Consider the following 26,993-nt stretch of genomic DNA (forward strand, 5'->3'; position numbering starts at 1 on the left):
AAAAGGTAATAACTAAGTCTTGCTTTAGCAATTTTAGGTTGAGTAACCTTGATTGATAGAGGGGAAAGAGTTCTTACTTTACTACAAAATGATATAGGCAGCTTATTTAAATAAAGTGTACGATTTATTTATACTCCGTAAGATTTATATACATATTGAGGATAAAAGTGCGAAACACTTGAGTTAAATTGAAGCCTACAATAGTTTAAATTCTTTCATTATGATATATGAAAGGTTGGCTATTGTAGGCTTTTTATTATGTTTTAAATATTTTTTGAGATGGAGGATACGCAATGTTAAGTTCAGAGTTTGTTTTGTTTATGTTTTTTATCACACTTGTCATTGCTATACTGAGTGGATTAATATTTTTGAATCATCAAGTGCCCATTCAATATATTAAATTTCATATATATTTACTTGTTTTACCTATCATTGCGGGATTAAGTGGATTAATATTTTTCGGTGAAAGGGTGAATGTTGGACCTTTTGTAGTTGATCATCTTACTTGGTTGATGATGACATTTATTTTGACTTTAGGCTTTATCATTCAAAAGTTTTCTATGCGTTATTTAATTGGTGACATGCATTACCGTAAATATTTTCCGTTTCTTACACTAATTACTTCATTTGCTTCATTGGCATGGTTAAGTGGCGACTTAAGGTTAATGACCATGTTTTGGGGGGCAACATTATTTGTGTTAACACGTCTCATTAAAGTTAACAAATTATGGAAGGTACCTAGGGAAGCGGCAAGAATTTCAGCTCGGTCATTTACATTGGCATGGTTGTCGCTATTGATTGCTGTCATTTTATTGTATATCGCTACAGGAGATTGGTATATTCATTCGAATATGTCAGATGATAATGCAATCAATTATGGAATGCGTCTCTGTATCAATTTACTTATTGTTCTAGCAGTGATTATTCCGGCGGCACAATTTCCATTTCAAGGCTGGCTTATTGAATCTGTAGCTGCGCCTACGCCAGTTTCAGCTATTATGCACGCAGGTATTGTTAATGCTGGTGGCGTGATTCTTACACGCTTTTCTCCGGTATTTAATGACGAAATAGCTATTTCACTGTTGTTAATTATTGCAAGCATTTCAGTATTGTTAGGTTCTGGAATCAGTCTTGTGCATGTTGATTACAAGAGACAACTTGTAGGTTCTACGATAAGTCAAATGGGTTTTATGTTAGTACAATGTGCGCTTGGAGCATATTCTGCGGCGATAGTACATTTAATATTGCATGGCGTGTTTAAAGCGACATTATTTCTACAATCGGGTTCTGTTGTTAAAAGATTTAACATCCCTACACCTCCATCTGTTAAAAAGTCATATGGATGGCTTGTATTTGGTCGTCTACTAGCTATTCTTATAGCGATAATATTTTGGTTGAATAGTGATAGACATACCTATGATATATTAAGCGCTCTTATATTAGCTTGGTCGTTAATGGTGTCATGGAATCAATTAGTTGCTTTTAGTCATGGACTCATCGGAAGAATTATCGGAATATGTATGATTATTGTTGTAGCACTTGTTTATATTATTACGCATCATTACTTCTTCACGACATTAAGTACTGTTGATATTCATATTGTTTCACCACCACTCATAAGTATTATTCTATCGATTGCTATTATAGTTTTCGGCAGTATGTTAAGCATATGGGTAGCACGGCGAAGAGAATCAAAGGCATTTGCGAAGTTATACCTGTGGCTTATTAAAGTAGGAGAGGCTAAAACCCAATCTATAGAAAGTCATCCCTCATATTTAAAAAGATTTTAATAAAGGAGGATAGAAATTATGCTTCAATCAGATATCAATGAATTAGTTAATCAGGCTAAACGTGTGATTACCCCTTTATCACCGATTTCAACATTTGCTGCACGTAATCCGTGGGAGGGGCTAGAAGATGCTTCGTTTGATCAAGTGGCACATTGGTTAAAAAGTATAGGGGATATTGACATTTATCCTAATGCGTCTTCCATTCACAGAGCGATTAGTAATAAAGAAATAGATTTAAAAGTATTTGAAGAACGGTTGGATGAAAATCGTGCGCATTATAATAATAGTTCACTATCTGACAGTGATATCAACACATATATTCACAGAGCGAAAAATTTAAAAACGATTGAAGAAGGTTACTTTGATACAAAAGATAACGAGAAACTGGAAAAATGGGTGCAAACTTATTTTAAGGATTATAAGAAAAAAGATGATGTGATAGCGCAAAGTGCTAGTGTTTTCACAAAGGAAGGTACACGACTTATTGATATTTTAGATGCTCATATGATTAAGTGGTCTAAATTATATGTTGATGACTTTCAATCAAGTTGGACCATGCCAAAAAGAGAAAAAGGGTTCTATCATGCTTGGCAACGTTTAGTTAAACATGATCCGCTATTCACAAAAAAACAACGACTTACTTTAGTACATCTGCCAAATCAAGCAACCGAAGCAATAGAGTACGCCTTTCAAGAATTAGGGGTAAAAGAAGAATATCGACAATCATATATTGAGAGTCATTTATTATCTTTACCAGGTTGGGCAGGAATCATGTATCATCGGTCACAGACACATAGTAATGATGATTACTTATTAACAGACTATGTTGCGATTCGTCTCTCAATTGAGATGGCACTTTTAAAGGACCACCATACAACCTTATTAAAAAAATCTATATATCTTCAAAAAAAGTTAGAGCAAATACGTTATTTGCTATTTAACATACAAATGAATGTTGAGCAGTGGTTAAATCTATCATCTAAAAAGCAACAAGCATACATTGAATTGGGGACACGATTCAGCCCGTTTTATTTTAAAAAGTTATGGTTAGATGCATGGGAAGAAACGCATGAACGTCGCTTGGTTGATGAAGTTTATCGTGTTCCAACCGAAGATACTAATCAAGCAAAAGCAAAAGTACAACTTGCGTTTTGTATTGATGTACGATCCGAACCGTTTAGAAGACATTTAGAAAGTGAAGGGCCTTTTGAAACAATAGGAATTGCTGGGTTCTTTGGTCTGCCAATTCAAAAAGAAGTACTTGATGAGCAATTTGCACATCCATCTTTACCAGTGATGGTAGAACCTGCATATCGTATTAAAGAATATGCTGATCAACATGAAATGAAAATTTATAATCAACAACAACATACACTTACATCTATGTTTTATAACTTTAAATTAATGAAAAACAACGTCTTGCCAAGTTTACTTTTACCAGAATTAAGTGGTCCTTTTTTAAGTATTGCGACTATAGCTAACACAATTTTTCCTAAAAAAGCACAACGTATTGTGCATCGATTCTCACAAAAATGGCTACGTAAACCAACAGGTAAGTTAACTATTCAGCGTGAGCAAGATGCGTATTCAAAACTACCTATCGGCTTTACTTTAGATGAACAGATTCAATTTTCCAAAAAAGCATTACAATTAATGGACTTAACAGATGATTTTGCACCACTTATTGTTCTATGCGGACACGGTAGTGAATCACATAATAATCCCTATCATGCTTCATTAGAATGTGGTGCTTGCGGCGGTGCCTCGAGTGGATTCAATGCGAAATTATTAGCAGTAATGTGTAATCAAGAAAATGTTAGACGTGGATTAGTGATGGAAGGAATCGATATTCCAAGACATACAGTGTTTATAGCTGCTGAACATCAAACGTCAGTTGATGAGTTAGAGTATATTTATGTTCCACCATTAACTACAGAAGCTCAAAATGCCTTTGACGAACTTAAGCGTGTGATGCCAAAAGTATGTTATAAAGCCAATTTAGAACGTTTGGCATCATTGCCAAATATAAAAAAAACTGACCAAAATCCTAAAGCCGAAGCGCATCGTCACGCTAGCGATTGGAGTGAGGTTCGTCCAGAATGGGGCCTAGCACGAAATGCTGAATTCATTATTGGGAAACGTCAAATCACTCAAAATAGTAACCTAGAGGGACGGGCATTTCTTCATAATTATGATTGGACAAAGGATGAAGACGGTGAGATTTTAAATACAATTATTTCTGGGCCGGCACTAGTAGCACAATGGATTAATTTACAATACTACGCCTCAACTGTGGCACCTCATTATTATGGAAGCGGTAGTAAAACAACGCAAACTGTGACAAGTGGTGTTGGTGTCATGCAAGGAAATGCTAGTGATTTAATGTATGGCTTACCATGGCAGTCAGTAATGATGAATGATAAAGAGGCGTATCACGCACCTATTAGACTTTTAATTGTTATTCAAGCACCAGATGCATATATTCAACGTTTGTTAAAACATCATGATCATTTTAGACAAAAGGTTGATCATCAATGGATAAGACTTGCTAGTATTGATGAAAATAATAGTTGGAAAGACTGGTAGAAAATACTCGGTGAGATTAATAATTAAAGATACATTAGAAGAAATTAAGTTTTTTGATTATTTCAGTTTAATGTTAAACTATAAGTAATCAAGAAATAGGAGTCGCCCAGTTATGAAAAAGACGAAAGGTATTTATGAATCTGAAATTAGTAAAGCCATTACGCAATGGGAAAAAGATTTTTTAGGGAGAGGTTCTTTGTCTGTAAAAACAGACATTCTTCGTGATATGGTGATTGTTAGTTTACAAGGCATTTTGACACCTGCTGAATATCGCGTGTGTAAAACAAATGAAGGGCTTTTAAATATTAAACGTACACGTTCTGAACTTGTAGAGTCTGGTGAAGAGGACTTGAGTCGCATTATTAAAGATTTGACTGGACTTAATGTGAAAAGTTTTCATAGTGATTTAAGTACTATAACCGGTGAACGCGTAATGATTTTTAAGTTGGAAGATCGTTTTGATAAAGCATTACATGAGTAATAAATTATTTAACGGTACTATCTTTAATAGATAGTGCTGTTTTATTTTAAATGCAAAAAGTCATTAAAGAAGATGAATAGACGATAACCTATACCCATTAAATTTGGAATCATAATCATAGTAGCGATGAGTTTATCTGATTTAAAGCCAATGATACATAAAATAATTGGAACTATGTAAAGAATAAACAACCATACTAACAACGTATCAAAGTCTGGATGTAATGGAATAAAAAAACGAATTAAGGTAATAAGGAGCGCAATATAAATCAATATTTTTTTAGTAAACAATATGTCGCCTCCTCATTAAAATTATATTTTATGTTAAATCACATTATACATTATTGTATATGTAATGAGTATGATATTTTAAAGACATTTAAAGTATTCAAGTAAATGTTTGTTAAGTAAAATTAATGATAAAACACTGATATAGTGTAAAATGAGAAAGAATGATTATGTTTGAGGTGCGAAGACATATTTCGTATTCAAAAGAAGACAAAATAACTTAACTGAACCATATTAAAGAAATAGGTGTTGATATGAATTTTAAATATATGAATATAGCAAAAGGGATAATCCCAATTTTAATATGCATGATTATTCTTTTAAGCTTTATCGCTACTCATGTGCTAGCGCATAATCAGTGGTTGGGAATGGTTGATCTTACCGTGCAAGAGTGGTTTAGTAAACAATTTGGGGATCCTAATAGAGTGTTTGGACATGGTTTCATCAACAACATAATGATGTTTTGCGCTACCTTTGGTGATGTTAAGACTATATTAATTGTGGCTATCCTTATTGCAGTGCTACTCATGTTTTACAAGAAGGTTCAACAAGCAATATGGCTAATCATAACGATGACTAGTGGCGCATTGATTAATTATTTAATTAAGCAAACGATTGAAAGGTCAAGGCCTGAGAATCATTTAAGTGTTGATACAGGATGGTCTTTTCCTAGTGGGCATTCTAATATTAATACGTTATTCTTTTTAATGATTATGATCATTATTATCCCATTAATCCGACAGCGTGCTTTTAAATTTATAATCACAATTTTAAGTATTGTATTTTGGATTAGCGTTTTAATAAGTAGACTGTATTTTCATGCACACTATTTTTCTGACGTTGTAGGAGGCGTAAGTTTAGCGATTATTTGGGTATCGTTATTTATATTAGTGTCACCTTTATTAAATTTTTGGGGGAAAAGTAAGTGAAAGTAGCTTGAAAAATTTTAAAATATCAATTTTTAGACGGTCTTGAGAGTGCAGGGCGTCTATTTTATATCAACATCTACATAAATAGGAGTGAATGTAAAAATGAAAGTTAAATCACCACAATCAATCTACTTAAAAGGACATCGTCAACAAGCTGTATTGTTATTACATTCTTTTACGGGAACTGTACGTGATGTAAAACATTTAGCACAACAGTTAAATGAAGAGGGGTTTACTTGTTACGTCCCTAGTTATCCAGGGCACGGTTTGCCGCTTAAGGAATTTACTAAACACAATATTAATGATTGGTGGGAACAAGTTACTTCAGCATATCAATTTTTAAGAAATGAAGGATATAGCAGAATTAATGTGACAGGCGTATCATTAGGTGGGTTATTTACTTTAAGGTTGGCTGAACATTTTAATTTAGAACGTATAGCTGTGATGTCAGCCCCACATAAAAAGCGTGAAAGCGAGATTGCTTGGCGTCTTGAAAGGTATGGGCATCGAATGAATGAAATTTTGAGTTTGAGCGAAGAGGAGCGTCGTCACCAAATGGAAACCATCTTGTCCTATGATAAAGAAATTGAAGTATTTCAAGGTGTAATTGATGAAATTATGGCTTGTCTTGCAAATATTACAGTACCAGTGAATATTATGTATGGCGATGAAGATGACCCATTATATGCTCAAAGTGCGCAATACATTTATGATAATGTAAATAGTCAAGATAAAGAACTTCTCAAATTTGAAAAAAGTGGTCATCTTATGACATACGGTGATTATGCATACAAAGTAGAACAATCTATTATCCAATTTTTCAGTAAATAAAGGAGTGTAGGAATATGAAACGTACATTTTTATTAACTTATACAACTGTATCAGGAAAAACATATACGGAATTTAAAACATTTGAAAATGGTCCTGATTACGATACATGTGTATCGCGAATCATAGATGAATTTGATGAATTGGCATACTTATATATTAAAAAAGATGTTGTACATTATATTAATGTTGATCACATTGAAAGTCTAGACATTGAAGAAGTGACAGAGGGACAACACATTACTTATGATTTTGAATAAAAATACAGCAACAATCCATAAATATCAAAAAATGTGTATTTCATTATTCTGACAATATATAGGTACATTGCACATAAAATAAACTCATGATAGAGTAGGACTTAAGCATTTTAACACTTTAGCGCTTTAAAGGGAGTTGGTAATTTGAGTGGTCATTCACAATGGAAAACGTCTACCGGTTTTATATTAGCTAGCGCAGGTTCTGCAATAGGGTTGGGTGCAATGTGGAAGTTCCCATATATGGCAGGTATATATGGCGGTGGCGCTTTTCTTTTAATGTTTTTAATTTTTACTATATTTGTAGGACTACCACTGTTAATTATGGAATTTACGGTAGGTAAAATGGGGCGTACATATACAACGCAAATATATAAGAAATTAACGGGAAAGAAATGGCTTAATATTATCGGGTGGAATGGTAATTTAGCCGTATTTATATTATTTGGTTTTTATAGTGTTATTGGTGGTTGGATTATTATATATATAGGTTATGTCATAGCACAAATCGCGATTTTTAAATCAAGTATGCTGACAAATATTCAATTTGAAACAATTATTAGTAATCCATGGTTGACTGTTTTAGGTCAAGGCATATTTATTTTGATAACAATGGTAATTGTTATGTTAGGTGTTGAAAAAGGTTTAGAAAAAGCTTCTAAAATAATGATGCCTCTATTATTTATCTTTTTAATTATTGTTGTAGCACAATCTTTAACTTTAGAAGGTGCTTTAGAAGGTGTACGTTATATACTGCAACCTCGAGTTGAAGATATGTCTATTCAAGGGGTACTATTTGCGTTAGGACAATCGTTTTTTACGCTGTCTCTAGGTACAACCGGAATGATTACTTATGCAAGTTATGCACCTAAAAATATGACGATAAAGTCTTCAGCACTTTCAATTGTCGTAATGAATATTTTAATTTCTGTCTTGGCTGGATTAGCTATATTTCCTGCGCTTAAAACATTTGGTTACCAACCCCAAGAAGGCCCTGGCTTATTATTTAAGGTCTTACCACTAGTGTTTAGCGAAATGACTTTTGGTACAATCTTTTACTTTATATTTTTACTATTATTCTTATTTGCGGCATTAACGTCTTCTATATCATTATTAGAGTTAAATGTATCTAATTTTACTAAAAATGATAATAGTAAAAGACAAAAAGTGGCAATCATAGGTAGTATACTTGTATTTATCATTAGTATCCCAGCAACATTATCTTTTAGTAGTCTAAGTCATTTGCGTTTTGGCGCTGGTACTATATTTGATAATATGGATTTTATTGTATCTAATATTCTTATGCCATTAGGGGCATTAGGAACAACATTGGTGGTTGGCCAATTACTAGATAAAAAATTATTAAAAGAAAGCTTTGGGAAAGACAAATTCAACCTATTTTTACCGTGGTATTATTTAATTAAGTTCATCATGCCCATTGTCATTATTTTAGTATTTATAGTTCAATTATTTTAAATCATTGAGACGTTATTGATAAAACTAAAACAAACGGTCAATTCCATTTTTTAGTGGAGTTGACCGTTTTACTATATAAAGAATGCTATGTAGCTGATTCGAAATATCGAACACCATTAAACGAGCGAATGTTTAACTATAATCTTAAATTGTTTTCTTAAGATCAAGTTAATGAATGTTAAATAGAAGTGTCTATATCTTCTAAAGTAACATCTTGTTTTTGTAATTCATTCATTAACTTTTGCGACATAGTTGAATTAGTAATAATTACATTTTTGAACTCACAATTCTTGAATTTTACATCTTTAAATGTTGTTCCTTCAATTTCTACATTTTTAAAAGAAACGTTTTTAAAAATAATATCAGTCCATTTTACGCTACGAATGAGATTGCTATCGAACATTACATTTTGGAATAAAGTGTTATTAAATACGGATTGATCAAATGGTGTATTCACAAATGTTGAATCTTTAAATTGGTTTTTATAAAAATGAACATCTTCGAAAATACAATTATTAAACCCACATGTTGTAAATTTACAATTACAAATTGCTTCTATATTCTTAAAAATACCTTCATTAAAATTACAGTTTTTAAAGCGACTTTTATTAACCTCTAATTCATCATACATAGAATTTCTAAAACTAGATGATGTGTAACGAAGATTCTTATAATTTTCATTGGTAAATACAGATAAAGATAAATCTTGTTTCGTCATAATTAAAGCAGCTCCTTATCATTTCTAGTGTATGTAATTCGATAACGTTTATCGATGTGCTAGCTTATTTACCCCTATCATAACACTTTCGTTAAGTATTCTCATATGAACGTAATCAATTATAAAAATACTTATTTTAAATAATGTTTAAATTTCAAATTGATTGTACGTTTTTCAGAAATTGCAAAAACAATGTCGATAAGTTATAATTCATATCTGATAAGTAAGGATTAGCGCTAACATAAATAAAGAAAGTGGGTTAAGTTCAGTGATACTCATTGTTGTCATCTGAACCAAAAATAATGATTGCATACGATTTGATAGGACAAACTCCATTAGTTTTATTAGAAAGCTTTAGTGACGAGAATGTTAAAATATACGCCAAACTTGAGCAATTTAATCCTGGAGGTAGCATCAAAGACCGTCTGGGGAAGTACTTAATTGAAAAAGCAATAGACGAAGGACGACTTAAAGAAGGGGATACAATAGTCGAAGCGACTGCTGGTAATACAGGTATTGGACTTGCTATTGCCTCTAATCGGCACAAAGTAAAATGTATCATCTTTGCTCCAGAAGGATTTGCAGAAGAAAAAATTTCAATTATGAAAGCATTGGGTGCAGATGTTAGACGTACTCCCAAAGTTGAGGGAATGACTGGCGCACAGCAAGAGGCGTTGGCATACGCAACACGATATGGATATTTATATATGAATCAATTCGAAACTAAAGATAATCCTGAGGCATATACACAAACACTTGCCAAACAACTCACAGATGAACTTTCACATATTGATTATTTTGTGGCAGGTGTTGGTTCCGGTGGTACCTTTACAGGAGTTGCACAACACTTAAAAACTTATGATGTAAAAAATTATATTGTAGAACCAGAAGGCTCTGTCTTAAATGGTGGTGTCAGTCATCCTCATGCAACTGAAGGGATTGGTTCTGAAAAGTGGCCATCATTTTTAGAAAAAGAATTAGTAGATGGTATTTTTACTGTTGCTGATAACGATGCTTTTAATAATGTTAAGCTTGTTGCGAATAAAGAAGGATTGTTAGTTGGTAGTTCTTCGGGAGCGGCATTACAAGGAGCATTGGAATTAAAAAAAAGCATTCAAACTGGTGTGATTGTTACCATCTTTCCAGATGGGAGCGATCGATACATGTCCAAACAAATATTCAACTATAAGGAGAGTTTTAATAATGAATAAAAAAACGCAAATGATACATGGGGGACATACGACAGACAACTATACTGGAGCAGTGACAACACCTATTTATCAAACAAGTACTTATTTACAAGATGATATTGGGGATTTAAGACAAGGGTACGAATATTCACGTACTGCAAATCCTACACGTGCGTCTCTTGAAAGTGTTATTGCTAATTTAGAACATGGTAAGCATGGTTTTGCTTTTGGTTCAGGAATGTCAGCAATTAGTGCAGTTATCATGTTATTAGATAAAGGAGATCACTTAGTTCTTAATTCTGATGTTTATGGTGGCACATATCGTGCATTAACTAAAGTATTTACTCGCTTTGGTATAGACGTAGATTTTGTTGATACAACTAAAATTGAAAACATTGAACAATATATTAAACCTGAAACTAAAATGTTATATGTAGAAACACCTTCAAATCCATTATTACGTGTGACTGATATTAAAGCATCAGCAAAAATTGCGAAAAAATATGATTTGATATCCGTAGTCGATAATACATTTATGACACCTTACTACCAAAATCCTTTAGACTTTGGTATTGATATCGTATTGCATTCGGCTACTAAATATATTGGAGGTCATAGTGATGTTGTAGCTGGTCTTGTTGCTACTGCTGATGATGCCTTAGCAGAACGTCTAGGCTTTATTTCAAATTCTACAGGTGGTGTACTTGGACCTCAAGATAGCTATTTATTAATCAGAGGTATTAAAACGCTAGGTCTAAGAATGGAGCAAATAAACCGAAACGTTGAAGGTATCGTTCAAATGTTACAAAAGCATCCTAAAGTTCAACAAGTATTCCATCCTAGTATTAAGGAACATATGAACTATACTATCCATCAAAATCAAGCAAGTGGTCATACAGGGGTAGTATCTTTTGAAGTTAAGGATACAGAAGCGGCTAAACAAGTGATTCACGCAACAAACTACTTTACACTGGCAGAGAGTTTAGGGGCAGTAGAAAGTCTAATTTCTGTACCGGCACTTATGACGCATGCATCCATTCCATCAGATGTAAGAGCCAAGGAAGGTATTACGGATGGTCTCATTCGTTTATCTATTGGTATTGAAGACACGGAAGACTTAGTTAATGATTTAGAACAAGCCTTAAATACTTTGAGGTAATATCGCTTAGTTAGAGATTAAGATGATGAAATAAAGCGTTTTGCATCTTAATCTCTTGTTTTATATTTACTATTGAGTTGTGTAATTTCCACAATTTTTTATATAAGTAATCAATTTTAGAACGTAATTTTTCGGAATATTAATTAATTTTGGAAAAATCAAAAAAGCGTGTTGACGGTACGACATCAATTCAATATAATGCAAATATTCAGATAATTTTAATCGGAAATCGGAGGGAGAGATTAGGTGATTGAATTCAAAAATGTTAACAAAGTTTTTCACAAAAAAAGAGAAACTATTCAAGCTTTGAAAAATGTATCATTTAAGATCGACCAACATGATATTTTTGGTGTGATTGGCTATAGTGGTGCTGGTAAGAGTACATTAGTTCGGTTAGTCAATCAACTTGAGACAGTATCAGATGGTCAAGTTATTGTTGATGGTCATGAGATTGATACATATAAAGAAAAAGATTTGCGTCATATTAAAAAAGATATCGGTATGATCTTTCAACATTTCAATTTGCTTAATTCTAAATCAGTCTATAAAAATGTTGCAATGCCACTTATTTTAAGTAAGACAAATAAGAAAGAAATTAAGGAAAAAGTTGACGAAATGTTAGAATTTGTAGGGCTTGCTGATAAAAAAGATCAATTTCCAGATGAACTATCAGGTGGACAAAAACAACGTGTTGCCATCGCAAGAGCATTAGTAACGCATCCTAAAATATTATTATGTGATGAAGCGACAAGTGCTCTAGATCCAGCTACTACAAGCTCAATTTTAAATTTATTAAGTAATGTGAATCGAACATTTGGTGTGACGATTATGATGATTACACATGAAATGAGCGTAATTCAAAAAATTTGTCATCGTGTAGCTGTCATGGAAAATGGCGAAGTGATAGAAATGGGGACAGTTAAAGATGTCTTTAGTCATCCACAAACGAACACTGCAAAAAATTTCGTTTCGACGGTGATTAACACTGAGCCTTCAAAAGAGTTACGAGCCTCTTTTAACTCGAGAAAGGATTCAAATTTCACAGATTATAAACTGTTTTTAGACTCCGAACAAATTCAATTGCCAATATTGAATGAGCTTATCAACGAGCATCATCTTAACGTTAACGTATTATTTTCTTCTATGTCAGAAATACAAGATGAAACGGTTTGTTATTTGTGGTTGAGATTTGAGCATGATGAGTCTTTTAATGATTTTAAACTTACTGATTACCTTTCAAAACGACATATTCGGTATGAGGAGGTTATATAAATATGTTTGGTTCAAGTTTAGATTCATCTCAATTATTACAAGCTCTATACGAAACATTGTATATGGTGACAGTATCGCTTGTAATCGGTGCTTTGATTGGTATACCTCTTGGCATCTTGTTGGTGGTAACTAGAAAAAACGGTATATGGTCGAATACGATATTGCATCAAGTATTAAATCCTATCATTAATATTTTAAGATCAATTCCGTTCATAATTTTATTAATAGCCATAGTGCCTTTTACTAAATTGCTAGTTGGCACATCTATCGGTACAACAGCAGCCATAGTACCACTCACGGTTTATGTAGCACCTTATATCGCACGCTTAGTAGAAAATTCATTACTGGAAGTCGATGACGGGATTATTGAGGCAGCTAAAGCAATGGGTGCATCACCTCTTCAAATTATACGTTATTTTTTATTGCCGGAAGCACTTGGTTCATTAATTCTAGCTATAACTACAGCTATTATTGGTCTCATCGGTAGTACAGCAATGGCTGGTGCTGTTGGTGGTGGCGGTATAGGTGATTTGGCTTTAGTGTATGGTTATCAACGGTTCGATACCATTGTTATTGTGATTACAGTCATTGTACTTATTATTATTGTTCAAATTATACAAACGTTAGGTAACTTTATCGCTAGGGTTATCCGTAGAAATTAAAATACTAGTAAGGGTTTTATAAATATTTAGGGGGAATTCATTAATGAAAAAGATTTTAAGTTTTTTAATCATTGCAATTTTAGTTTTAGCAGCATGTGGTGGTAATAATAGTAAAAAGGTAACCATAGGTGTTGCATCCAACGACACGAAGGCTTGGGAAAAAGTTAAAGAATTAGCTAAAAAAGATGATATTGATTTAGAAATCAAGCACTTTTCAGATTACAATGTTCCGAACAAAGCGCTTAGTGACGGGGATATCGATTTAAATGCCTTCCAACACTTTGCTTTTTTAGATCAATATAAAAAAGCTCATAAAGATACCAATATTGAAGCACTTAGCACTACTGTATTAGCTCCATTAGGTATTTATTCAGATAAAGTTAAGAACATTAAAGATGTTAAAAAAGGTGCGCAAGTTGCTATTCCGAATGATGTATCTAACCAAGCTCGAGCACTTAAGTTATTAGAATCTGCAGGTTTAATTAAGCTTAAGAAGAACTTTGGATTAAACGGAACAACAAAAGATATTGAAAGTAATCCTAAAGATTTAAAAATTAAAGCTGTTGATGCACAACAAACAGCGCGTGCACTTTCTGATGTGGATATATCAGTTATCAATAACGGTGTTGCAACAAAAGCAGGAAAAGATGCTAAAAAGGATCCTATTTATTTGGAAAAAGCAAGTTCAGATGCAGTAAAACCATATATTAATGTTGTAGCTGTCAACTCTAAAGACAAAGATAATAAAACCTACAAAAAAATTATAGAACTTTATCATTCAAAAGAAGCTCAAAAAGCATTAAAAGAAGACACTAAAGACGGTGAAAAACCAGTAGATCTTTCTAAAAAGGAAATCAAAGAAATCGAAAATGAGTTGGCAAAAAAATAATATAAAGTTTTAGCGCACATTCATCTTATAGAAACTTTCAGTCTAGAATTCCAGTTATATGTGTTGGTTGCAAAACAATTTTATAGTTAATGACAAAGTTGAAGATATATTTCTATATCTTTCATGGCATTTCACCTTTTTGAAGTGGGATAAAGAATCCATAGCGAATTCTATTCCTACTTCTTTTTTTATTCAAAATGTTGAATTTAGAATCTAGAAATAAGCGTCTGTCTATTTAATATTAATTTGAAAATAGAAAAAATATTATATTCGAAATTGTAAATATAAGGAGCGAAACCATATTAATAATATTTGTAATAAAAAAGACATTGTAATTGACTGCAAAATGTATTAAATTGGATAAATGCAAATATGTTTGAGCGTAGCCCTATTTTTTATTTAAAATAATATTTGTAATCAGAATGTCATCTAAAGCAAACATGCTATACATAATTAAAGAGTATAATATCTTTGTATTGTTAAAACGCGAATAAGCAAAACTAAAGTAGAGGAGGATTTCAAGTGCAAAAAAAATATATTACTGCCATTATAGGAACAACTGCCCTTAGCGCATTGGCATCAACTCATGCACAAGCTGCAACAACGCATACAGTAAAAAGTGGAGAATCTGTATGGTCAATTTCCCACAAATATGGGATTAGTATTGCTAAATTAAAATCACTTAATGGATTGACTTCCAATTTAATATTCCCTAATCAAGTATTGAAAGTATCAGGCTCATCTTCAAGAGCAACGTCAACAAATAGTGGCACAGTTTACACAGTTAAAGCTGGAGATTCATTATCTTCTATTGCTGCAAAATACGGTACAACGTATCAAAAAATCATGCAACTTAATGGGTTAAATAACTATCTTATTTTCCCCGGACAAAAGTTGAAAGTTTCTGGTAAAGCGACGAGTTCCAGTCGTACAAAAGCTAGTGGGTCTAGTGGTCGTACTGCAACATATACTGTTAAATATGGAGATTCACTATCTGCAATTGCTAGTAAATATGGGACAACATATCAAAAAATTATGCAATTAAATGGACTAACTAATTTCTTTATCTATCCTGGACAGAAGTTAAAAGTGCCTGGTGGTAGTTCTAGTAGCTCATCTTCTAATAATACTAGATCAAATGGTGGCTATTATTCACCAACTTTTAACCATCAAAACTTGTATACTTGGGGACAATGTACATGGCACGTATTTAATAGACGTGCTGAAATAGGAAAAGGTATCAGTACATACTGGTGGAATGCAAATAATTGGGACAATGCATCAGCTGCTGATGGATATACTATTGATTATCGTCCTACAGTAGGCTCAATTGCACAAACTGACGCTGGTTACTATGGTCACGTAGCGTTTGTAGAGCGCGTGAATAGCGATGGAAGTATTTTAGTTTCAGAAATGAACTGGAGTGCAGCTCCTGGAAATATGACATATAGAACAATTCCAGCTTATCAAGTGAGAAATTACAAATTTATTCATTAAGAAAATTGTTTAACAATATATAACTATCAAATTAAGCCCATTGATGATTGGATTAAGAATCATCGATGGGCTTATTTATAGTTTTATAAAGATGCTACCAAATCTTTATAATATCGGAAAAAGTGACTATTTTAATAAGTCTAAGCTTTGCATAAGTTGTTTGTAATTATTCACTGCGGCGTTATATTTTAAAGTGTCTTTATTTTTCACTTCTTGTAGTGGGTGCTCAATGATGTTAATCATATGTTTTGATAAACTATCAATATCATTTTTTTCAATGAGATAGCCATTTATTCCGTTTTGAATAATTTCACTTGGACCGTAACGAACGTTATAAGATAGGACTGGACACCCCATTTCTATACTTTCCATTAGTGTTAAGCCAAATCCCTCATATTGACTTGTAAGTAGAGAGGCTTTAGAATTCTTAAATTCTTGTAAAGGTTGATTGGTATATTTAAATATTTTAACTTTATCCGATAATTTTAATTCTGAAATCAAAGTATTCATCAATGGAATTTGATTATCTTCATCTCTACCAAATAAATGTAATTCTGTTTGGTAACCACTTTGCAAAAACTTGTGATAAGCTCTAATAATATGATCAATCTGTTTCTCTGCGCTAAAACGTCCTATATATATAAAGCGATTTTGATTGTTTGAGGAATCTTGTTCTACCTCTGTATCTAATTCGATAAAATGTGGTACTAGTTGAAATTGGTCGTCACTTATAGGGAAATGTTGCTGTATATCGTGCTTTTGTTGGTGAGTGAGAACAATATACTTATAAACATTTTTTGATTGATTTAAAGCAAATCGATATGATTTTTTTATTTGGTCCCCTGATAAATGCGAGCTATGTAAAACAAGAATGTTTTTTGTTTGGTGCGTTTGCTTAAGTAATGGCTTATCTAAAAATCGAGCATCATTAAAGACGATATCTTGATCTTTGAATCTATTCTGAAAATAAAACTGAGCTAATAATTTATCATTTTTAAAGGTCTTATAAAGTTTTTTATTTCTATATATTTCTACGCCATTAATTTTGCTGTTTGGTTTAGTTTTAAAATATCTCTTGCAGTACATAGAGCCCTCAGTATCAAATAATTCGTCACTATGTTTTAAAGAAGAGTCATCATAATAATATTCTTTTCTATGAAGTTGGCCGTATAAATTATATTGATGGCGCTCATATTTCAATCCTGATGTGGGAGAAATGAAGTCCTCATATTCAAGAACATTAGACTGTCCATAATACTTTCGAGATCTCACATGACATTCATTATTATAATAATGAATAAGACCACTCTTTTTTCCTCGCCTATCAATAAGTCCTTTAATCTTTCTAGGTGTTTTAATGTATTTTGGATTCCTAGTAATCAATGTTTTTGGGACTTTAAAAAGTTTGAAATTTGATAACCATTCATACATATTTTCGAATTGTATATTTTCTGTAACTTTGTTTTCTTGTCTGTATTTTTTATAAATACTAGGATAATTACCATGATAATTAGTGGTGAGAATTTTACTTGGAATTTTAAATTCTTCATCTAACAGTTTAATTCGTCTGAGTAAAGCTTGAGTCCTACCACCATGGGATAATGGGAGGGTGGTTGTTACTGTGTATATCATAATTAATTCTCCTTTATTTCAAACTTAAATTATTAGATAAGTTTTATAAATTGTTAATTACTCATGATAAACACTTTTATGAAAAATACAAGAATTTTAATAACTATTCAGTATTTGTACTATATAACCGTGTTGGTGATTAGTATTAAATGCAATGCTTTGTCACACTATTTTATAATTGTTTAATTTGTTTAAAATAAAAAAGAGGTAAGGAAGAATTTTTAAACTCTTCATCTCCTCACCCCTTACTTTAAGATGACTAGTTTAAAAATGATTAAAACGATATTTTAAAACTAGTCATCTCATAAGAATATATTTTAATGTTTGGCAACTTATTTTTTCTCAAAAAATTTAATTATCAGTTTTAATTTGTTTAGTGATAGTCATATTCATCTCTAACTTTTTTAAAACTTGTAAATAAGCGTACCCCGTTGATTGCAAATGATCCAAGTGCACTTAACTTACGAAGTTTAGATGCGGATTTAATAGAAATGTAAAAATCAATGATTGTTCCTAGTGCGCTTAGACCTAATGATAAATAGACAAGTTGTTTATTCTTAGCATTATAGCGAATCCCGTTATAACCATCTACAATGAATCCTGCTACGTTGAATAATCTTGATAAACGTGAAGTGTTTGCTTGTTTAGCCATAAATAATGATTCCCTCCGTATACCATACTTATTTTGAAGAATAAAATATTCGAATGTATGGTTAAATGTCATATTTTCAATTAAAAGTAGTTTAGTTAAATCATGTAGTAACTTATTTATGATAACATAATACTAAATATAAGTATGAAATTGAAGATATTTATTATGAATAGGGATGAATTGATGAATGATTAAATGTGTTTGCTTAGTTGAAGAAAAGAATCATCAGTTACTACTTGTACAAGTTCGACATAGAGATAAGTATTATTTCCCGGGTGGTAAAATTGATGAGGGTGAGAGTCTTGTGGAAGCTTTACAAAGAGAATTGAAGGAAGAATTGCGCTTAGAATTAGCTAAAGATGAACTAGAATTTATTGGAACTATTGTCGGAGAAGCCTATCCACAACCTAATATGTTGACTGAACTTAATGGATTCAAAGTTAATCGAGCTATAGATTGGTCAAAAGTTGAAACCGATCATGAAATTACTGACATGAAATGGTTCGATATCAATGACAGTGAAAATATAGCGCCTGCAGTAAATAGTTGGATTAAGGAATTTATCAATCATTAATAGATAGGAGTTAAATATTAACATCATATTACGCAACTCAATTTCTATTGATGTGAAGTTTTGATAATATCAAGTTTATGAAAGATCGTTAATTAAGTATTTAAACCGTACTCATCATAGAATCCATTAGACTAACCTAGTTGTGCAGGTACATAGATGACTGAATCTTTCTGAGTGGAAAGATTAATGGCTAGACAGTATATGAAAACTCCTGTTTGCTATACTATTTTGATGATGCATTATAGAAAGTTAATGTTGAGGATAAGTTGTCGGCGAAAAATGAGTAAGTTGTTACACAGATGATATATATTTTTTCATGGGTTAAAGAATTTACGTACACTATCAAATATTAAAAATAAGAACATGACGAATATTTATTAAAAATGCAATTACTTTAAATTAGGTCTATACATTAAGAATAATATTAAACATCCCATCGCCATATAATAATTAAGTTAAACTGTTTGATCATAAACGCTCGCTATAATTATTTAAAGGCGGTGGGAATATTTTATTTATTTTGTTGATTCGTAAGAGTCTTCTTTTGACTGACATGTTTAATCATAAATGCTGTAATCCATGCAGTAATGGGAATGCTAATTGCAACGGCGATGCCACCTAGTAAAATAGTTATAAATTCCTGTGTGAATATTTTCGAATTAATGATGTGTCCAAATGAATAATGTAATTTAAAGAACCAGAAGAATAAAGTTAATTGTCCTCCGAAAAATGCTAAATAAATGGTATTGGCTGAAGTTGCTAATATCTCTCTACCCACGCGCATACCAGACTGAAATAATTGATGCTGATTTAAATTAGGGTTAGTCTCATATAGTTCATACATAGGGGAACTAATTGTTATTGCTAAATCAATGACTGCGGTTATCACTGCAAGAACAATTGTAAATACCATAAACTGTACCATATTAATACCAATATTCATTGAATACACATATGTTTCATCCTGCTGTTCGGTTGCAAAACCTTGTAAGTGACCCATCTCAACTGAAAAGTATATCATGAGTATTAATATAAGTATTGTTGCTAAAGTACCTAGAAAAGCTGCTTGTGTTTTGACGTTATAACTATTTAATACAAATAAATTAACTGCGGCTATGATAAAGCAAAATATAAATGTGACAAGATAGATTGGTACACCATATATAATTAAAAGAATACTTATTACAAGAATGCTAAAGTTTAAAAACAAAGTAAAAAAAGAAATGAGTCCTTTTTTACCTCCGAAAATAACCATTATCAACAAAAATAAGAAACCTAAAATAGTAATTGCACTCATTGATTAACACCTCGCAGTTTAAGCCATAGTTCCATTAAAGCAATTGTTATAGGAATAGTTAAAACGATGCCTATCCCACCAGTTAATGCTCGAGCAATTTCTAATGACCAATTCATCGAAATAGTATAAGTAATAGTGTTAGCATTTTTTAAATAAATTAGAAACATAGGTAAGCTACCAGATAGATATGAAAAGAGTAGTATGTTAGTCATTGTTCCCATTATATCCTGACCGATATGTCTTCCGGCAAGAGCCCAACGTTTCATTGATATTTGAGGGCTACGTTGTAAAATTTCATACATCCCACTTGCAATGGTAATAGAAACATCCATCACTGCTCCAAGTGTACCTATTAGTACGGAAGCTAGAAAGACATCTTTAGGAGGGAGAGTAAGGAAAGTGATTGTTTCGTATTTTATTCCATTTCCCCCAGTAAATTTGATGATGACTTCGGTAATTCCAACACATAAGAACGTACCAATCAGCGTACTTACAATAGTAATTAAGGTTCGGGTATGCCAACCTGTTACAAGTAGCAAAGTGAAAGAAGTGGAAATGATAATGGCACAAGTCATCAATAAGAATAAACTTATAGTCCCATATTGATTATGTATTAAAATAGCTCCCATAACGGTAATAGTATTAACGATAAGTGATAATATAGATTGAAGTCCTACTTTTTTTCCTACGACTAAAACAGTAAGTAAAAATAAGCCGGTTATTATGACAACAATAGTATCTCGTTTTTTCTCTATAATCGTTGCGTCTTTAGGATTTTTAGAAATATGTAAAACAACTTTGTCATTTTTGGAAAATGATTCTGAATCAGCTTGAGATTTCACATATTGGTGGGGAATCGTCGTTGTTTGCCCCTTGAATTCACCATTTAGAATCTTGAATGTTAGCTTCTCTTTGTATTTAATATCTTTATTTTTGTGCTCGTCTGTTACCTTTTGTGATTGGATATCAGTAATTTGAGTGATTTGACCTATAGGCATATTATAAAATCTATCGTTAAAAAACGTGAATATTAACGTACCTAAAAATAGGCAACTAAAGATTATCATCATCCAAGTAAAAGGTATTTTTAAAAAATTCTTGGATTGCATCTTAAAACCTCAATTCTCAACTTAATAATCATATTGATATAGCGATTATACGACCTTTTATGATTGAACTCAAAAAGTTATCAATGAAATGTTGATGTCGAAGAGTGATAAAGTTTTACAAAGATAAGATGAATAATTAATATATAGTAGATTTATTTAATAATGTGTAAATTAAATCCCATGCTACATTGATGTCGTTTTTCTTGTTATCTTTTCGCATAACTACACATAGCGTTCGTTTTAATTCTGTATGATTTAAAGGGATTTTAGTCCAATTTACGTGATTATATAGTAAACAATTTTGACTAGAAATAATAAATCCCTTATCATTACTCAAAATATGTTGCGCGAGTTTCATATCTGAAATCATTCGTACTTGTGCTTTAGTCTTTTCAATCAATTTACTTTTTATAGAGTTTGTCATTGGTTCGAGACAGTATAGTGATTGATTTGTAAATTGAGATAGCGGGGGATGTATAGTCATAGCTAGCGGATGTGATTTGGGTACATACATATGATAATTTTCTTCAAATAAAGGCATGACGCGTAAATGTGTTTCCCGTTCTAACACAGGAGTAAATTCAGTGATTGCAATATCCAACTGATTGGAAAGAATTTGATCTAATAATTTATCATGTATTGTAAGTTGCGGAATCATGGTACTGTTACTTTGTTGTTCAAATGTTTGAATTAGGGGAAGAATCATTTGAGAGGCATCACTTTCTTCATATCCAATATAAATTATCTGTTGATTATGTGATGCGTGTTGTTGAAATGAGTGAATGGTTTTATCCATTAATTCTAGTATTTGAGTTGCCTGTGAGAGTAACTGTCTACCTTCAACAGTTAATATGATATTTCTACCACTTCTTTTAAATAATGTCACCCCCAATTCTTTTTCGAGTTGAGTGATTTGACGACTAATCGCAGACTGTGCAATGTTTAGTTCTAATGCTGCATCTGAAATATGCTCTCGACGTGCAACCTCTACAAAGTATCTAAGTTGTTTTATATCCATAGTTGATTTCCCTCCATTCAATAAAATAAATACTGTCTTATTCTAAACCTAGTATATCAGTATTTTTTGGAATCGTTCTAATAATTAGATGAATTTAATCTAATTTATATATTGAACAGATAAATAAATTACATTATAGTTATTACTATCAAACAAAATTGTCAGAAAATTCTAATAAGGGAGTGTGCATCATGTACAATGAGAAATTAAAAAAGGGACTATACGATTATCGTGAAGAGCATGATGCGTGTGGTATTGGATTTTATGCCAATATGGATAATAAAAGATCTCACGATATTATAGAAAAATCTTTAGAAATGTTAAGACGGTTAGATCATCGTGGTGGAGTAGGTGCCGACGGTATTACTGGTGATGGTGCTGGAATTATGACGGAGATACCATACCAATTGTTCGAACAATTAACAGAATTCAAAGTTCCCGGCGAAGGATATTATGCTGTGGGATTATTTTTTTCTAAAGAGAAAGTTAGAGATTCAATTCACGAAGAGATGTTTAATCAATATTTTGAAAGTGAAGGTTTTAAAGTCATTGGATATAGAGATGTGCCAGTAGATACTCGCGCTATTGCTCAACATGTTGCAGATACTATGCCTTATATTCAACAAGTATTTGTTGACATCACAGGTGTAAATGAAGTTGAAAAACGATTGTTTTTAGCAAGAAAACAAATTGAAAAATATAGTGAAACACAATCCATAGATTTATATTTCACAAGTCTCTCTCATAGAACGATTGTTTATAAAGGTTGGTTACGTTCAGATCAAATTAAAGGCTTATATTTAGACCTACAAAATGAGGCATATCAATCAAAATTAGGACTTGTACACTCCCGCTTTAGTACTAATACATTTCCAAGTTGGAAACGTGCACATCCCAATCGAATGCTTATGCACAATGGTGAAATTAATACCATTAAGGGTAACGTAAACTGGATGCGAGCACGCCAAAATAAACTAGTTGAAACATTATTTGAAGATGAGAAAGATAAGGTGCATTTTATTGTTGATGAAGATGGTAGTGACTCATCAATAGTTGATAATGCGTTAGAGTTCTTATCATTAGCAATGGAGCCTGAAAAAGCAGCGATGTTATTAATTCCAGAACCATGGTTATACAATGAATCTAACGATAAAAAAGTTCGTTCTTTCTATGAATTTTATAGTTATTTAATGGAGCCATGGGATGGACCAACTATGATTTCCTTTTGCAATGGAGATAAGATAGGTGCATTGACTGATAGAAATGGATTAAGACCTGGGCGTTATACAATAACTAAAGATAATTTTATTGTTTTTTCTTCCGAAGTAGGTGTCATTGATGTTCCGGAAGAAAATGTAGCATTTAAAGGACAACTTAATCCTGGGAAGTTATTACTTGTAGACTTTTTACAAAATAAGGTTGTAGAAAATAATGAGCTAAAAACTAATATTGCTAATGAGTTGCCCTACGAACAATGGCTAAAAGATTATAAAAATCAAAATGATTTAGATAATATTTATTACCAATCTTCCGACTGGGATGATCAAACACTCTTCCGCTTACAGAAACAATTTGCTTACACTAAAGAAGATATCAATAAATATATGACAGATTTAGTCATCAATAAAAAAGATCCCATTGGAGCGATGGGATATGATGCACCTATTGCAGTTCTTAATGATAAGCCTGAGTCGCTATTTAATTATTTTAAACAATTATTTGCACAAGTTACCAATCCACCCATCGATGCTTATCGAGAAAAGATTGTAACGAGTGAACTTTCATATTTAGGTTCAGAAGGGAACCTTTTATGTCCTGATGAATCAGTTTTAGAAAGAATTCAATTAAAAAAACCAGTTTTAAATGAAGCGCAATTATCATCAATCGATCATTCGTATTTTAATGTAACGTATTTATCTACACTTTATACAGATGATTTGGAAAGTAGCTTAACTGAACTAGGGAACCGAGCAATACAGGCTGTACATGAAGGGGCGAAAATTTTGGTGTTAGACGATACGTCGTTAACTCACGAAAATAGTTATGCAATGCCAATTTTATTAGCATTAAGTCACGTGCATCAATTATTAATTCGAGAAGGATTAAGAATGGAGACCAGCCTCATTGCGCAGTCCGGTGAAACACGAGAAGTTCATCATGTTGCATGTTTACTTGGTTATGGTGCAAACGCTGTAGTTCCATATTTAGCGCAACGAACGATTGAACAATTAACGCGTCAAGGTCAACTTTCAGGAAACGTCGCTGAAAATGTTGCTACGTATACCAATGTATTGTCAGAAGGCGTTATTAAAGTGATGGCTAAAATGGGCATTTCTACCGTACAAAGTTATCAAGGAGCACAGATATTTGAAGCGGTAGGTTTATCGAATAGCGTCATAGAAAAATATTTTACAGGTACACAGTCAAAATTATCTGGTATAAGTATTGAACAAATAGACCAAGAGAATAAAGCGAGACAAAGTGATGATTCTGATTATCTTGAATCCGGAAGTGTATTCCAATGGAGACAACAAGGTCAGCATCATGCATTTAATCCTCGTACGATTTTTTTATTGCAGCATGCATGTAGAGAAAATGATTACGAGTTATTTAAAAAATTCTCCAAAGCTGTAAATTTAAAACGTACGGATCATATTAGACATTTATTAGAATTCAAGACACGTCAATCTATTGATATTAGTCGTGTTGAACCAGCAAGTGAAATTGTGAAACGTTTTAATACGGGAGCTATGAGTTACGGCTCTATCTCAGCAGAAGCACATGAGACTTTGGCTCAAGCTATGAATCAAATTGGAGGTAAAAGCAATAGTGGAGAAGGTGGTGAAGATTCTTCACGTTACGAAATTCAAAAGGATGGAAGTAATAAGATAAGTGCAATTAAGCAAGTTGCATCAGGTCGTTTTGGGGTGACGAGTGATTACTTGCAACATGCAAAAGAAATTCAAATTAAAGTTGCACAAGGCGCTAAACCAGGGGAAGGTGGACAACTACCAGGTTCAAAAGTATATCCATGGATTGCTGAGACTAGAGGTTCGACACCAGGTATAGGATTAATTTCACCACCACCACACCATGATATTTATTCAATTGAGGACTTAGCACAGCTCATTCATGATTTAAAAAATGCAAATAGAAGAGCTGATATTGCAGTTAAACTTGTATCTAAAACTGGCGTTGGAACTATAGCTTCAGGGGTAGCTAAAGCTTTCGCCGATAAAATTGTTATAAGTGGTTATGATGGAGGTACAGGTGCATCGCCTAAAACAAGTATTCAACATGCAGGTTTGCCATGGGAGATAGGCCTTGCCGAAACACATCAAACACTTAAATTAAATGATTTGCGTAGTCGTGTAAAATTAGAAACGGATGGTAAGTTACTAACAGGTAAAGATGTAGCTTATGCTTGTGCGCTCGGTGCAGAAGAATTTGGTTTCGCAACAGCACCACTTGTTGTTTTGGGGTGTATTATGATGAGAGTTTGTCATAACGATACGTGTCCAGTAGGGGTTGCAACACAAAACAAAGATTTGAGAGCTTTGTTTAGAGGTAAGGCACAGCATGTAGTTAACTTTATGTATTTTATAGCTGAAGAATTACGTGAAATTTTGGCTTCACTTGGTTTAGAAACAGTAGAAGAGTTAGTAGGGAGAACAGATCTTCTTCAACGTTCGACGCAATTGAAACCAAATAGTAAAGCAGCGTCTCTTCAAATAGAACGTTTAATTGAACAATTTGACGGTGTTAATACGAAAGAGATATCACAAAATCATCATCTTGATGAAGGATTCGATTTGAATTATCTGTACCCTGACGCACGCTATAGCATTGAAAACGGGCACTCTTTTACCGGAAATTATGTTGTTAATAATGAACAGCGAGATGTAGGTGTAATTACAGGTAGTGCGATAGCTAAACAATATGGAGAAGAAGGATTGCCTGAAGATACGATACTTGCTTACACTGAAGGTCATGCAGGTCAAAGCTTAGCTGCATATGCACCACGCGGATTAACAATTCATCATACCGGTGATGCTAATGATTATGTAGGTAAAGGATTGTCCGGTGGAACTGTCATCGTAAATGCTCCAAATAGTCAGCGTGAAAATGAAATTATAGCAGGAAATGTAAACTTTTACGGGGCTTCTAGAGGTAAAGCGTTTATCAATGGTAAAGCTGGTGAGCGTTTCTGTATTAGAAATAGTGGCGCAGATGTTGTGGTAGAAGGTATTGGTGATCATGGACTTGAATATATGACAGGGGGACATGTCATTATCTTAGGAGATGTAGGAAAGAACTTTGGCCAAGGTATGAGCGGGGGCGTAAGTTATATTTTCCCTTCTGACGTGGAGACATTTAAAAAGGTTAATGCGCTTGAAACTTTAGAATTCAGTAGTATACGTTTTGATGAGGAAAAATCCCTTATCAAAGACATGCTCGAAGCACATTTTAAGCATACACGTAGTAATAAAGCACGCCAAATACTCGACCAATTTGACAATATTGAAAAGTTAGCAATTAAAGTTATTCCAAAAGATTACAAATTAATGATGCAAAAAATTGATTTGAAAAAACGTCAAATGGAACGTGAAGATGAAGCAACACTGGCAGCGTTTTATGATGATAGAGAAACAATTGAACAAGAGTTACAGCCAGCAGTCATTTATTAAAG

Annotated in this window: 22 protein-coding genes; 15 read left to right on the forward strand and 7 right to left on the reverse strand. The window is 32.7% G+C overall.

Features of this window, described 5'->3' with window-relative positions:
• Nucleotides 1-293: 293 nt before the first annotated feature.
• From HMPREF2663_RS03525 to HMPREF2663_RS03535, 3 genes are all read left to right on the forward strand, one after another.
• Nucleotides 294-1,790 carry an NADH dehydrogenase subunit 5 gene (locus tag HMPREF2663_RS03525; RefSeq protein WP_002475268.1) on the forward strand — a complete coding sequence of 499 codons (1,497 nt, stop codon included), beginning with the start codon at nt 294-296 and terminating at the stop codon, nt 1,788-1,790.
• 18 nt (nt 1,791-1,808) lie between these two features.
• Entirely contained in the window at nt 1,809-4,376 is a 2,568-nt protein-coding gene (locus HMPREF2663_RS03530) for a DUF2309 domain-containing protein (RefSeq protein ID WP_002475272.1), read from the forward strand.
• A gap of 112 nt (nt 4,377-4,488) precedes the next feature.
• Nucleotides 4,489-4,857 carry a Na-translocating system protein MpsC family protein gene (locus HMPREF2663_RS03535; RefSeq protein ID WP_001829349.1) on the forward strand — a complete coding sequence of 123 codons (369 nt, stop codon included), beginning with the start codon at nt 4,489-4,491 and terminating at the stop codon, nt 4,855-4,857.
• A 41-nt stretch (nt 4,858-4,898) separates the two neighbouring features.
• On the opposite strand, the gene HMPREF2663_RS03540 is transcribed toward HMPREF2663_RS03535, so the two are convergent.
• Nucleotides 4,899-5,147 carry a hypothetical protein gene (locus HMPREF2663_RS03540; RefSeq protein WP_002447720.1) on the reverse strand — a complete coding sequence of 83 codons (249 nt, stop codon included), beginning with the start codon at nt 5,145-5,147 and terminating at the stop codon, nt 4,899-4,901.
• Nucleotides 5,148-5,398: 251 nt separating this feature from the next.
• Here HMPREF2663_RS03540 and HMPREF2663_RS03545 point away from each other — a divergent pair, with 251 nt between their 5' ends.
• The 4 genes from HMPREF2663_RS03545 to HMPREF2663_RS03560 all read left to right on the forward strand — a co-directional run bounded on the left by HMPREF2663_RS03545 (nt 5,399) and on the right by HMPREF2663_RS03560 (nt 8,634).
• Nucleotides 5,399-6,073, forward strand: coding sequence for a phosphatase PAP2 family protein (locus HMPREF2663_RS03545; RefSeq protein WP_070845783.1), 675 nt, complete (start codon nt 5,399-5,401; stop codon nt 6,071-6,073).
• A 102-nt stretch (nt 6,074-6,175) separates the two neighbouring features.
• Nucleotides 6,176-6,904 carry an alpha/beta hydrolase gene (locus HMPREF2663_RS03550; RefSeq protein WP_002447722.1) on the forward strand — a complete coding sequence of 243 codons (729 nt, stop codon included), beginning with the start codon at nt 6,176-6,178 and terminating at the stop codon, nt 6,902-6,904.
• Nucleotides 6,905-6,918: 14 nt separating this feature from the next.
• Nucleotides 6,919-7,161: a hypothetical protein gene (locus HMPREF2663_RS03555; RefSeq protein WP_001829367.1), complete on the forward strand. Its 243-nt coding sequence runs from the start codon at nt 6,919-6,921 to the stop codon at nt 7,159-7,161.
• A 144-nt stretch (nt 7,162-7,305) separates the two neighbouring features.
• Nucleotides 7,306-8,634: a sodium-dependent transporter gene (locus tag HMPREF2663_RS03560; RefSeq protein ID WP_070845785.1), complete on the forward strand. Its 1,329-nt coding sequence runs from the start codon at nt 7,306-7,308 to the stop codon at nt 8,632-8,634.
• A 178-nt stretch (nt 8,635-8,812) separates the two neighbouring features.
• On the opposite strand, the gene HMPREF2663_RS03565 is transcribed toward HMPREF2663_RS03560, so the two are convergent.
• Nucleotides 8,813-9,352 carry a pentapeptide repeat-containing protein gene (locus tag HMPREF2663_RS03565; RefSeq protein ID WP_002447724.1) on the reverse strand — a complete coding sequence of 180 codons (540 nt, stop codon included), beginning with the start codon at nt 9,350-9,352 and terminating at the stop codon, nt 8,813-8,815.
• 302 nt (nt 9,353-9,654) lie between these two features.
• Between HMPREF2663_RS03565 and HMPREF2663_RS03570 the strand changes: the two genes are divergently transcribed.
• From HMPREF2663_RS03570 to aae, 6 genes are all read left to right on the forward strand, one after another.
• On the forward strand, nt 9,655-10,563 hold the full coding sequence (locus tag HMPREF2663_RS03570; RefSeq protein WP_002491707.1) for a PLP-dependent cysteine synthase family protein: 909 nt from the start codon (nt 9,655-9,657) through the stop codon (nt 10,561-10,563).
• Nucleotides 10,556-11,701 (forward strand): bifunctional cystathionine gamma-lyase/homocysteine desulfhydrase, encoded by a 1,146-nt coding sequence (locus tag HMPREF2663_RS03575; protein WP_070592915.1) that lies wholly within the window; start codon nt 10,556-10,558, stop codon nt 11,699-11,701. The genes HMPREF2663_RS03570 and HMPREF2663_RS03575 overlap by 8 nt, the downstream gene beginning before the upstream one ends.
• A gap of 246 nt (nt 11,702-11,947) precedes the next feature.
• Nucleotides 11,948-12,973 carry a methionine ABC transporter ATP-binding protein gene (locus HMPREF2663_RS03580; RefSeq protein WP_002490213.1) on the forward strand — a complete coding sequence of 342 codons (1,026 nt, stop codon included), beginning with the start codon at nt 11,948-11,950 and terminating at the stop codon, nt 12,971-12,973.
• 2 nt (nt 12,974-12,975) lie between these two features.
• Complete coding sequence (locus HMPREF2663_RS03585; RefSeq protein WP_001829353.1) at nt 12,976-13,635, forward strand: methionine ABC transporter permease; 660 nt, start codon at nt 12,976-12,978, stop codon at nt 13,633-13,635.
• Between the two features lie 43 nt (nt 13,636-13,678).
• Nucleotides 13,679-14,524: a dipeptide ABC transporter glycylmethionine-binding lipoprotein gene (gene gmpC, locus HMPREF2663_RS03590; protein WP_002475258.1), complete on the forward strand. Its 846-nt coding sequence runs from the start codon at nt 13,679-13,681 to the stop codon at nt 14,522-14,524.
• 522 nt (nt 14,525-15,046) lie between these two features.
• Nucleotides 15,047-16,021 (forward strand): autolysin/adhesin Aae, encoded by a 975-nt coding sequence (gene aae, locus HMPREF2663_RS03595; RefSeq protein WP_002447730.1) that lies wholly within the window; start codon nt 15,047-15,049, stop codon nt 16,019-16,021.
• 126 nt (nt 16,022-16,147) lie between these two features.
• On the opposite strand, the gene HMPREF2663_RS03600 is transcribed toward aae, so the two are convergent.
• Complete coding sequence (locus HMPREF2663_RS03600) at nt 16,148-17,653, reverse strand: glycosyltransferase (protein ID WP_070845792.1); 1,506 nt, start codon at nt 17,651-17,653, stop codon at nt 16,148-16,150.
• Between the two features lie 373 nt (nt 17,654-18,026).
• Nucleotides 18,027-18,305: a hypothetical protein gene (locus HMPREF2663_RS03605; RefSeq protein ID WP_002458582.1), complete on the reverse strand. Its 279-nt coding sequence runs from the start codon at nt 18,303-18,305 to the stop codon at nt 18,027-18,029.
• Nucleotides 18,306-18,492: 187 nt separating this feature from the next.
• On the opposite strand from HMPREF2663_RS03605, the gene HMPREF2663_RS03610 reads away from it, so the two are divergent.
• On the forward strand, nt 18,493-18,879 hold the full coding sequence (locus tag HMPREF2663_RS03610) for an NUDIX domain-containing protein (RefSeq protein WP_002491706.1): 387 nt from the start codon (nt 18,493-18,495) through the stop codon (nt 18,877-18,879).
• 511 nt (nt 18,880-19,390) lie between these two features.
• On the opposite strand, the gene HMPREF2663_RS03615 is transcribed toward HMPREF2663_RS03610, so the two are convergent.
• The 3 genes from HMPREF2663_RS03615 to gltC all read right to left on the reverse strand — a co-directional run bounded on the left by HMPREF2663_RS03615 (nt 19,391) and on the right by gltC (nt 22,303).
• Nucleotides 19,391-20,176, reverse strand: coding sequence for a YibE/F family protein (locus HMPREF2663_RS03615; RefSeq protein ID WP_070845794.1), 786 nt, complete (start codon nt 20,174-20,176; stop codon nt 19,391-19,393).
• A complete protein-coding gene (locus HMPREF2663_RS03620) occupies nt 20,173-21,285 on the reverse strand; it encodes a YibE/F family protein (protein WP_002447735.1) in 1,113 nt (370 codons plus the stop codon). Before HMPREF2663_RS03620 ends, HMPREF2663_RS03615 begins: the two co-directional genes overlap by 4 nt.
• Nucleotides 21,286-21,421: 136 nt before the next feature.
• The gene (gene gltC / locus HMPREF2663_RS03625) at nt 21,422-22,303 is read right to left on the reverse strand and encodes a glutamate biosynthesis transcriptional regulator GltC (protein ID WP_070845796.1); all 882 of its coding nucleotides are present in this window, start codon (nt 22,301-22,303) and stop codon (nt 21,422-21,424) included.
• A 191-nt stretch (nt 22,304-22,494) separates the two neighbouring features.
• On the opposite strand from gltC, the gene gltB reads away from it, so the two are divergent.
• Nucleotides 22,495-26,991, forward strand: a complete 4,497-nt coding sequence (gltB, locus tag HMPREF2663_RS03630) for a glutamate synthase large subunit (protein ID WP_002476178.1) — start codon at nt 22,495-22,497, stop codon at nt 26,989-26,991.
• The last annotated feature ends 2 nt before the right edge of the window (nt 26,992-26,993 follow it).

It is taken from the genome of Staphylococcus sp. HMSC077D08 (assembly GCF_001837945.1).
In the GTDB taxonomy this organism is placed as follows: domain Bacteria; phylum Bacillota; class Bacilli; order Staphylococcales; family Staphylococcaceae; genus Staphylococcus; species Staphylococcus epidermidis.

What these genes read in the sequence shown, in the direction of transcription:
- HMPREF2663_RS03525 (WP_002475268.1), top strand. Translation starts at nt 294, where the DNA reads ATGTTAAGTTCAGAGTTTGTTTTGTTTATGTTTTTTATCACACTTGTC.
- HMPREF2663_RS03530 (WP_002475272.1), top strand. Translation starts at nt 1,809, where the DNA reads ATGCTTCAATCAGATATCAATGAATTAGTTAATCAGGCTAAACGTGTG.
- HMPREF2663_RS03535 (WP_001829349.1), top strand. Translation starts at nt 4,489, where the DNA reads ATGAAAAAGACGAAAGGTATTTATGAATCTGAAATTAGTAAAGCCATT.
- HMPREF2663_RS03545 (WP_070845783.1), top strand. Translation starts at nt 5,399, where the DNA reads ATGAATTTTAAATATATGAATATAGCAAAAGGGATAATCCCAATTTTA.
- HMPREF2663_RS03550 (WP_002447722.1), top strand. Translation starts at nt 6,176, where the DNA reads ATGAAAGTTAAATCACCACAATCAATCTACTTAAAAGGACATCGTCAA.
- HMPREF2663_RS03555 (WP_001829367.1), top strand. Translation starts at nt 6,919, where the DNA reads ATGAAACGTACATTTTTATTAACTTATACAACTGTATCAGGAAAAACA.
- HMPREF2663_RS03565 (WP_002447724.1), bottom strand. Translation starts at nt 9,352, where the DNA reads ATGACGAAACAAGATTTATCTTTATCTGTATTTACCAATGAAAATTAT.
- HMPREF2663_RS03570 (WP_002491707.1), top strand. Translation starts at nt 9,655, where the DNA reads ATGATTGCATACGATTTGATAGGACAAACTCCATTAGTTTTATTAGAA.
- HMPREF2663_RS03575 (WP_070592915.1), top strand. Translation starts at nt 10,556, where the DNA reads ATGAATAAAAAAACGCAAATGATACATGGGGGACATACGACAGACAAC.
- HMPREF2663_RS03585 (WP_001829353.1), top strand. Translation starts at nt 12,976, where the DNA reads ATGTTTGGTTCAAGTTTAGATTCATCTCAATTATTACAAGCTCTATAC.
- gmpC (WP_002475258.1), top strand. Translation starts at nt 13,679, where the DNA reads ATGAAAAAGATTTTAAGTTTTTTAATCATTGCAATTTTAGTTTTAGCA.
- HMPREF2663_RS03600 (WP_070845792.1), bottom strand. Translation starts at nt 17,653, where the DNA reads ATGATATACACAGTAACAACCACCCTCCCATTATCCCATGGTGGTAGG.
- HMPREF2663_RS03605 (WP_002458582.1), bottom strand. Translation starts at nt 18,305, where the DNA reads ATGGCTAAACAAGCAAACACTTCACGTTTATCAAGATTATTCAACGTA.
- HMPREF2663_RS03610 (WP_002491706.1), top strand. Translation starts at nt 18,493, where the DNA reads ATGATTAAATGTGTTTGCTTAGTTGAAGAAAAGAATCATCAGTTACTA.
- HMPREF2663_RS03615 (WP_070845794.1), bottom strand. Translation starts at nt 20,176, where the DNA reads ATGAGTGCAATTACTATTTTAGGTTTCTTATTTTTGTTGATAATGGTT.
- HMPREF2663_RS03620 (WP_002447735.1), bottom strand. Translation starts at nt 21,285, where the DNA reads ATGCAATCCAAGAATTTTTTAAAAATACCTTTTACTTGGATGATGATA.
- gltC (WP_070845796.1), bottom strand. Translation starts at nt 22,303, where the DNA reads ATGGATATAAAACAACTTAGATACTTTGTAGAGGTTGCACGTCGAGAG.
- gltB (WP_002476178.1), top strand. Translation starts at nt 22,495, where the DNA reads ATGTACAATGAGAAATTAAAAAAGGGACTATACGATTATCGTGAAGAG.